Consider the following 8,964-nt stretch of genomic DNA (forward strand, 5'->3'; position numbering starts at 1 on the left):
TTGTTCCCTACTATTATACGATTTTGTCTTAAATATCTTTAGTATTTGATTAGACAGATTTATGATAATTAATTAAACCGCGTCTATCTTGAAACCTGTAGTTCTTCGGTGATCAAAAGGATTTGCCCTCATCCCCCAACCCCGAATCCCAGATTTGGGATTCGGGGAGCCAGAATTTCAAAGTCTCTCTCCCATATCTAGGAGAGGGATTTAGGGTGAGGGCAAAAACTACGCTTATAAACTTAGATGAGGTTTAATTGATTAAATTTCATCACTAATTATGGACTAAATTATCTGAATGTAGCAATAATAATTTCTGGGTAGGAAAATTTATTTAGTGAGCATAAATCAAAGTAGGCGATGTCTACAACCTGCTACGGCAACGTGTGAACTATCAATCAATTATCAGTGGTTATTCGGCAACACAAGAGTTCAAACCATACAATAATTAGTATTTTAGTACTTAGTTAGGAAAGATTTTACCTGTACAAGCAAAAGCATAAGTTCGCCCTGAATGTATATTGGGCGTAGTAGGTTGTCAATTAACAAATCAAGTTGTACGCACTCCTGCTAATTGGTAACAAAGTGTTGCGCCTGCTTTGGCGAAAAGCGCTTTTTAGCGTTCTTTACATATTGCAACTGTCTATTTTACTTGAGAGTCCCTTGGAATTTGTACAATGCAGCTGTGACGTGGATCTGATCGAGGTTGAGCGTTTAACAATAATTCATGAGCATTTCGACTTCTGTGCTGAGTGATCTGCTAAAGTCCCTACCCTACTTGCGACCCCAGCTATATTTTAAGGCTTCATTAACGGCGCTCTCGCACGCGATGGAAGATCAAGTTTTGGCTGGGACTTTAGCTGAACCCCTTGTAATTGCTAGTTTTCAGCGAGAGCGATTCTACCGCCAAGAAGCTCATCGCTACCAGCGACTTGCCTTGCGAAGTAATCAAGTATATGTATTATCTGCTCCAGAAACGGATTTCACCAACAGTTCCGAACACTACGAAAAGATCGCTTTTGAACCAAAGGATGGCTTAAGTCAAGAGTGGCATTTAGTAGTAATTGCTGACAATTATGCAACTTGTCTGGTTTGCCGGGAAAACCTTGGTTCTATTGCCAAAAATAGGCAATTACCGGAACTAAGCCCGAATCTGGATATCGACACAGCGCGAAGATTTGAGGGAATTTGGACATCGGAAAGGGGGGTAAGCCTGAAAGCCGCCGAATTGCTGTTAGACAGGATTTTGGTTTACAGACCAGAACTAGCAAGTAAAATTCAGGAGGCACGTCAGAGGTTTGGCATCGGACAGCCGCGAAGCAACTCTGGAGCCGAACAAGTAAACGAATACGCTTGTGACATTGATACAGATCCCTTTGTGCAGCGCTTAGTAACTTATTTGCAAGCTAGCCAGTACAAATTGCATAAAGCTTACCGTTCAATTGCTGCCCAAGCACGAAAAGAACGATTAGTCAACTCCATTAGCACTGCCATTCGGCGATCGCTCGATCCTCACGAAGTTCTCCAGGTGGCGGCACAAGAATTAGGACAACACCTAGAAGCGTGTCGCTGTTTAATTTACCGCGCTCAAGCCTCAGATAGCCAAGCCATAATTGAACACGAGTTTTTGAATCCCGGTGTTTTATCGGTTCGTGGGCAAACCTGGGAGTTAGAGAAAAATTCCCTATTTCGGGACATTGTAGACCAAGGCGAAGGTGTTTGTGTGAGCGATACGCTGACCGACCCTCGCGTAAACAATTCGCCAGCACTCTCCACGATCGCCAAGAAGTTTGCCATTCGTTCTTGGTTGATGGAACCAGTGTTTTATCAGGGGCGATTATTAGGCATTGTGGAGTTGCACTATTGCCGGATGCCACCCCATGAGTGCCAACCTGGGGAATTGGATTTGGTAGAAGCGATCGCTACCCAAGTCGGAGCAGCTCTCATCCAAGCGGAAGCTTACGCCAACCTAGAAGAACTTAACCAGCAGTTAGAAGCCCTAGACCGCACCCGCAGCAACCTGATAGCTATTACCGGACACGAACTGCGTACCCCCCTATCTACGATTCAAGTCTGCCTGGAAAGTCTCGCTAGTGAGCCGGATATGCCCTTGGAGTTGCAGCAGATCATGCTGAATACTGCCCTTTCCGACTCAGAGCGGATGCGAAAACTGGTACAAGATTTCCTCACACTTTCCAACTTGGAAAGCGGTCGGGTGGAGTGGCACCCAGAATCACTCACCTTCCAAGAGTGTGTAGATTTAGCACTCAGCCGAAATCGCACGCGTTCCTCAACAGAAAAGCCGCTCCAAATCAAGACTCAAATTGCCCAAAACCTCCCTTTGGTTAGAGCTGATGGTGATTGGCTAGTAGAGGTACTGGCAAAACTCATGGACAATGCTTATAAATTTACGCCACCCCAAGGAGAAATCACTATCAAAGCGATTCACAACAGCCGTCAAATGGTTGAGGTGACTGTAGCTGACACTGGACGGGGCATTGAACCGAATCGTTTAGAAGTAGTTTTTGACCGCTTCTATCAAGAAGAAGGAGCGCTGCGCCGCACCACTGGCGGGACTGGACTTGGTTTAGCAATTTGCCGTCAAATTGTTAATGGCTGGGGTGGGGAAATTTGGGCAGAGTCAACTGGCAAAGACCAGGGTAGTCAGATTCACTTCACTATCCCGATTGTTCACAGTAGCCAAGAGGAAAAGCGGACAAAAGTCAAGAGTAAATAGGTATTTAGTCATTAGTCATTAATCATTAGTCATTGGGCAAAACAGTTCCGAGTTCCTCTTTTCCTATTTTCCGAGTAAAGAAGTGAGATTCCCCACTCAGCACTCAAAACTCAGCACTGATCAGGGGCATTGGGTACTAATTTTTAACAAATGACAAAGAACAAAGGACAAATGACTAAAAACTGTTACAGTCTATGACGCGATCGCAATATAATCCTGGTTGCGATGTTAGGATTCCCTAAAAACGTTGAGAGAATCACTTTATGGCAGAAACACTCTCTGGACAAACCCCGCTATACGGTGGCAGCACCGGTGGCTTGCTCAGAAAAGCAGAAGTTGAAGAAAAGTACGCGATCACTTGGACTAGCCCGAAAGAGCAAGTATTTGAATTGCCTACAAGTGGTGCTGCTATTATGCGGAAAGGTGAAAACCTGCTGTATATAGCTCGTAAAGAATATGGCATCGCTTTGGGCGGTCAGCAACTCCGCCGGAAATTCAAAATCACAGACTACAAAATTTACCGGATTTTACCTAACGGAGAAACTACTTTAATTCACCCAGCTGATGGTGAATTCCCCGAAAAAGTCAAAGAAGGTCGTCCAAAAGTGGCTTATGTCCCACGCAGCATTGGGGAAAACCCCAGTCCTGCACAACTCAAGTTCAGTGGTAAAGCTACCCACGAAGCATAGGGACTAGGGACTGGGAACTGGGGACTGGGGAGTAAGAATTTTAGATTTTAGACTTTCCTGCGGAACGCTACGCGTAGCTTGCTTCCCCGGAGGGGTAGGGCGTGAGCGCTCAGTCCTTCCCTGCGGGACGCTACGCGAACGACAAGGCTCAGGAACCATCGAACGCTTTTGAATTAAAGAATTGAAATTTAATCCAAAAGACGTGACGCTCGAATAGTCGCTAATGCTGCGCTATCGTCAATCAAAAATCCAAAATTCTAATTGCCCCATGCCCCATGTCCCATGCCCCATGCCCCATACCCAATCCCCAAGCAATTTATGGTATTCCCCGATTTCTCCGAATTTTCTCAGCTAGCTGTAAAAGGTAACTTCGTCCCGGTATATCAAGAATGGGTAGCGGACTTAGATACACCCGTATCTGCTTGGTATAAAGTATGTGCAGGTCAGCCCTATAGCTTTTTGTTGGAATCGATCGAAGGTGGGGAAAAGCTGGGACGCTATAGTTTAGTGGGCTGCGATCCGGTGTGGGTTTTGGAAGCAAGGGGCGATCGCACGACCCAGAAAAACCGCGATGGTTCGCAGGTCGTTTTTGCAGGCGACCCTTTTACAGCTTTAGCCGAATGTTTAGCACCTTATCACCCAGTTAAATTACCACAGCTCCCGCCAGGAATTGGCGGTTTATTTGGGTTTTGGGGCTATGAATTGATTCGCTGGATTGAGCCGCGTGTGCCAATTAATCCCCAAGATGACCGAAATATACCTGATGGGTTGTGGATGCAGGTAGACCACCTATTGATTTTTGACCAGGTGAAGCGGAAAATTTGGGCGATCGCTTATGCTGATTTACGTGAAGAGAAAGTAGATTTGAAAGCAGCCTATCAACAAGCGGGCGATCGCGTCACCCAAATGCTTGAAAAGCTATCTCTGCCACTATCTCCAGAAAAAACCAGATTGGAATGGAAACCGCCTGGAAGTCACGTATCTGGAGGAGCAGAGGAATACACTAGTAACTTCACCCGTCCTGATTTTTGTGCTAGCGTCCAAAAGGCAAAAGATCACATCAAAGCAGGCGATATTTTCCAGGTAGTAATTTCTCAGCGATTATCAACACCATACATAGGCGATCCATTTGCCCTTTACCGCTCCCTACGTCAGATAAATCCTTCGCCTTACATGGCTTACTTTAACTTCCAAGATTGGCAAATCATCGGTTCCAGTCCTGAAGTGATGGTGAAAGCCGAAATAGATGCAGATGGTGAAGTGATAGCAACGGTACGCCCAATTGCTGGGACACGTCCACGGGGTAAAACTACCCAGGAAGATGCAGCCTTCGCTCAGGATTTACTCCAAGATCCGAAAGAAATTGCCGAACACGTCATGCTTGTTGATTTAGGGCGGAATGATTTGGGGCGTGTTTGTCAAAATGGTAGCGTCAAAGTTGATGAATTAATGGTAGTTGAGCGCTACTCCCATGTGATGCACATTGTCAGCAATGTTGTGGGTAAATTAGCATTTGGTAAAACAGCATGGGATTTATTGAAAGCTTGCTTCCCAGCAGGTACGGTAAGCGGCGCACCCAAGATTAGGGCGATGGAGATTATCCACGAGTTAGAATCTAGTCGTCGGGGAGTTTACTCCGGTGTGTATGGATATTACGATTTTGAAGGACAATTAAATACTGCGATCGCAATTCGCACTATGGTAGTGCATGATAATACGGTCAGCGTCCAAGCCGGCGCAGGTTTGGTGGCTGATTCTGAGCCAGAGAAAGAATACGAAGAGACGCTGAATAAAGCTAGAGGTCTATTAGAGGCAATTCGTTGTTTACGTTGAACTAGGGACTGCCGCGATACGTTTAAAATTCAAAATTAACTCCTACCTTTTAACTCAGCACTCTTTAAAGGTAGGTCTAATATCGTTATCAATGCCTGTTGTATAGTTACTTTCGGCTATAATTCAATACACTTGGTTAAAGATAATTGTAGGTTGGGTTTCACTACGTTCAACCCAACCTACGCCTAAAGTCTGAATTGTCAGACTTGCTAACCGATCAATCTAAACTAAAAAGAAGTCTTGGTATTCAAATCCAAGACCTCAGTTGAAGTTCCTACACCCTAGAAATGAACAAACTTGCTCATCCCAATTGGTTGAAGTAAATTGCCCAAAGAATTCCAGTTACTCCAATGGCGACTAAAAGGTTAGTGAAAAATTTGCCGAATTCAATTTCTTGTCCCAGTCCCTTGTCATCTTGACCGACTGTGAAAAACAATGACCAGGCTTGATTTGCATTGATAATCTCAAAGTTGTTGAAATCAGGTCTAAAAACAACCGGCCCAATTAAATCTTTTTTGGGGTAATCAAAATCAGTTTTCATAGTTTGCCTCTAAATTATTTTATTTGTCAAGTAAAGAAAATTCGTAAATCTCAAAGTGTCTTATCTAAAGGTTGGTTGGCCATCTAATCAAACCGTGTCCGCCGAGAACTTCCAAAGCTCTAAGTGAGATAAAACCAATCATTGCCAAACGGCCGTTGAGTTTTTCAGCATATTCGGTGAAGCCTGTCCGTGGGGTTTTATCAACATAAATCTTGGGTTCAATCGCAAATTTGTTGAGTTGACAGCGTTCGTTAATGGTAAAGCCTCTATTTGTGATCTTTTGTTATCTGTAAATTAATATTAACTATTGTAAATATTTTTTACAAGTGCTTGACATAAATATAAAGGTAGTAAAATCCGTACTAAGCAACTAGGGTATTTTGGATTTGTGCGAAAAAGTAGGTATCGCAATATAGCGATTGTTACCTGAATTCTGGCTTCGGACTCCCCAATAAGCAGGCGTATTACACCCAACTGAGAACCGCTATAGGTTCAATTAAGGATTTTTTACGGAAATTTCATGGTGTAGCAGACGTGCAATGTCTAGCTTTGTCGTTGGCGTACCCTCTCATAGAGAAGTGCGGGCTACGCCGGAGCTCCTAGAAGTGAATACACACAATGGCACTAATTGCGTTTAATCTTACTTGAATAAAACTTATCATTTATATAAAAATAAATTATCAATCTATAAGTGAGGAAGTATTGCTTATTTGTAACGAAGTTGCTATGTTTCTTTACATAAAGATACAAAAGCAACATAAATGCGTTAAAGCACTGTTGATTAAGGCTTTCTAAATAACATGCAGTTGAGTATGCAATGTGCTTTGCCGAGTATTAAAACTCAACGGCAAGAGGAATCGCTATGCTTTTGGTAAAGCGATGTCTACGATGGTTACTGAGCTTGCCGTACCACTTGGAAGCAAGCTACGCGCAGCGTCTCGTAGAGAAGTACGGGCTACGCATACGCAACAGCTACTGAGTGCCTTTGTTAACAGCTAAATGCCTTTGCTTTCCGTCTTTGCACACTTGATTTTCAGATTCGATAGAACTGTAATTTTCTTTTGGGAATTTCTGCTATGCCTTTTACCATCCAGTCGGCTCAAAGTATTTTTCCCGGCACCCTAGTTGCTGATGTTGTTCCAACTGTTGTCGAATCATTCTCTCAGCTCAATGCTGAAGATCAACTAGCATTACTCTGGTTTGCCTATACCGAGATGGGTAAAAGTATTACGGTTGCTGCTCCTGGAGCAGCCAACATGATCCTGGCGCAAGGCTTACTCGAACAAATTAAGCAGATGTCTTTTGAGGCTCAAACGCAAGTCATGTACGATTTGGCTAACTCTGCTCACACTCCCTTCTGCCGTTCCTATGCATCCTTCACCGTGAACATCAAGTTGGGCTTCTGGTATCAGTTAGGAGAATGGATGGCCCAGGGAATCGTTGCTCCAATCCCAGAAGGCTACAAGCTTTCTCCAAAGGCTGCCGAGGTGTTGGAAGCTATCCGCAATGCTGATTCAGGTCAACAAATCACAATCCTACGCAATACCGTAGTTAGCATGGGATTTGACCCGAACGCTCCCGGCAGTTATAAAAAAGTCTCAGAGCCTGTGGCTCCTCCCACTGCACTAGCATTTCGGACTAAAATCACGATTGAGGGCATCAACAACGCTACGGTGCTGGGCTATATCAACAACATGAATGCCAATGACTTTGATGCTGCGGTTGCTCTGTTTACCTCTGAAGGTGCCTTGCAACCTCCCTTTGAAAGACCGATTGTTGGTCAGGACGGAATCCGCGTTTATATGCGTGAAGAATGCCAGGGATTGAAGATGATCCCAGAGCGCGGTGTCTCTGAGCCAGTGGAAGATGGCTATACACAAGTTAAAGTCACAGGCAAAGTTCAAAGCCCTTGGTTCGGTGCTAGTGTGGGTATGAATATTGCATGGCGGTTTTTGCTAAATCCCGAAGGCAAAATCTTCTTTGTAGGGATTGACTTACTCGCTTCTCCTAAAGAACTGCTCAACCTAGTACGTAAATAAAGCGCTAGATTAGTCACTGCTTAAGCGTGGATGAGTCAAGGAGCGTCACAGCCGGTCGTAGACATCACCACTCATCCACGCTTAAACAAAAGAAACTTCTCAGGATAACGACTTCTTTGGTATCTTCGTCCTGCGATCGCAAAAAGGTAGTTGAAAAATCTAGCTAAAGGTCAATCAAGCATTTATTATCTGGGGACTAATTTCATCTGAGATTTTCGTAACCGCCCAGTTTCTACCCATTAGCTGGAGTAGCTAAGCGATTTTGTGGTCAAGTTATAAAGAATTAAAATCCTACTTGAGATAGGCTTGGATAACCAATATAGCTCTCTCTGTTGGCTAGCTAGTATTCCTACCTTCGAGTGAAGGTTTTTCATCCAACTGTTAGCTATTCTAGTGAGTGAAAACAAACAACACTGTATGGGTGTTATGCCGCTGTGACCCATTATCAGACATCGAAGGAGAGCGATCGCAGATGTTTGAACAGTGTAAATCAATTAAAGGCATGGACGGTCTGGAGTTTTTGTCGCTTCCTCCAATTTATTATCACCAAGGGAAGGTTAAACCCTTCATCAGAGCGGTCTAAGGTGGTAAACGTCTTGTGTCTTTTAGATTACAACTTAATTATGACGCTCTAATCTCCTTAATTCATTTTGAACTAACGAGATCGGACTATCATAGCTAGTGTAACTATTTGTTAGCTGGCGTTTGTGTGTCAAAATATTCACGCCAACGACTAATTTTACCATCTCTGAAATCTACGACAATTACATCATCAGCTTTATTACGACGACCTGTCGCCTTTTCGGTATCTTCGTAGTGCCATTCTACTGCTGCCTGATTTGCTCCAACGATAATCCGGTGGATGTCTATTTTGACATCTGAATACTGTTGTGTAAAATGGGTAACTTCTTCTCGAATTCTTTCTTGCCCCCGCCAAGATTGACCAGGTACGATTAGTTCCCCATCAACTGTAAACAACTGTGCAAGAGCATCGACATCTTGAGCAACCCATGCATCTTTAGCTTTTTCTATTACAGCAATTTGATATCAAACCAGCCACAAAGATTGTAAACTTTAAAGATGTAAAAAAACAGATTATTTAGAGATGGCAGCATATTCGATTGA

General features: G+C 43.7%; 7 protein-coding genes. 4 read left to right on the forward strand and 3 right to left on the reverse strand.

Annotation, left to right across the window (positions count from 1 at the left end):
• Positions 1 to 727: 727 nt before the first annotated feature.
• The 3 genes from V7K15_RS05560 to trpE all read left to right on the forward strand — a co-directional run bounded on the left by V7K15_RS05560 (position 728) and on the right by trpE (position 5,259).
• Positions 728 to 2,737, forward strand: coding sequence for a DICT sensory domain-containing protein (locus tag V7K15_RS05560; protein ID WP_334903744.1), 2,010 nt, complete (start codon positions 728 to 730; stop codon positions 2,735 to 2,737).
• A 263-nt stretch (positions 2,738 to 3,000) separates the two neighbouring features.
• The gene (locus V7K15_RS05565) at positions 3,001 to 3,426 is read left to right on the forward strand and encodes a photosystem I reaction center subunit II PsaD (protein WP_334903745.1); all 426 of its coding nucleotides are present in this window, start codon (positions 3,001 to 3,003) and stop codon (positions 3,424 to 3,426) included.
• Positions 3,427 to 3,744: 318 nt separating this feature from the next.
• The gene (gene trpE, locus V7K15_RS05570) at positions 3,745 to 5,259 is read left to right on the forward strand and encodes an anthranilate synthase component I (RefSeq protein ID WP_334903746.1); all 1,515 of its coding nucleotides are present in this window, start codon (positions 3,745 to 3,747) and stop codon (positions 5,257 to 5,259) included.
• A 301-nt stretch (positions 5,260 to 5,560) separates the two neighbouring features.
• Here trpE and V7K15_RS05575 read toward each other — a convergent pair whose 3' ends face one another.
• Complete coding sequence (locus tag V7K15_RS05575; RefSeq protein WP_292791051.1) at positions 5,561 to 5,800, reverse strand: hypothetical protein; 240 nt, start codon at positions 5,798 to 5,800, stop codon at positions 5,561 to 5,563.
• Between the two features lie 64 nt (positions 5,801 to 5,864).
• Entirely contained in the window at positions 5,865 to 6,077 is a 213-nt protein-coding gene (locus tag V7K15_RS05580; protein WP_334903758.1) for a high light inducible protein, read from the reverse strand.
• Between the two features lie 799 nt (positions 6,078 to 6,876).
• Here V7K15_RS05580 and V7K15_RS05585 point away from each other — a divergent pair.
• Positions 6,877 to 7,839, forward strand: coding sequence for an orange carotenoid protein N-terminal domain-containing protein (locus tag V7K15_RS05585; protein WP_334903748.1), 963 nt, complete (start codon positions 6,877 to 6,879; stop codon positions 7,837 to 7,839).
• Between the two features lie 687 nt (positions 7,840 to 8,526).
• Here the strand turns inward: V7K15_RS05585 and V7K15_RS05590 are convergent.
• Positions 8,527 to 8,880 carry a nuclear transport factor 2 family protein gene (locus V7K15_RS05590; protein ID WP_334903759.1) on the reverse strand — a complete coding sequence of 118 codons (354 nt, stop codon included), beginning with the start codon at positions 8,878 to 8,880 and terminating at the stop codon, positions 8,527 to 8,529.
• Positions 8,881 to 8,964: the final 84 nt, after the last annotated feature.

Source organism: Nostoc sp. (genome assembly GCF_036919815.1).
Lineage (GTDB): Bacteria > Cyanobacteriota > Cyanobacteriia > Cyanobacteriales > Nostocaceae > Nostoc.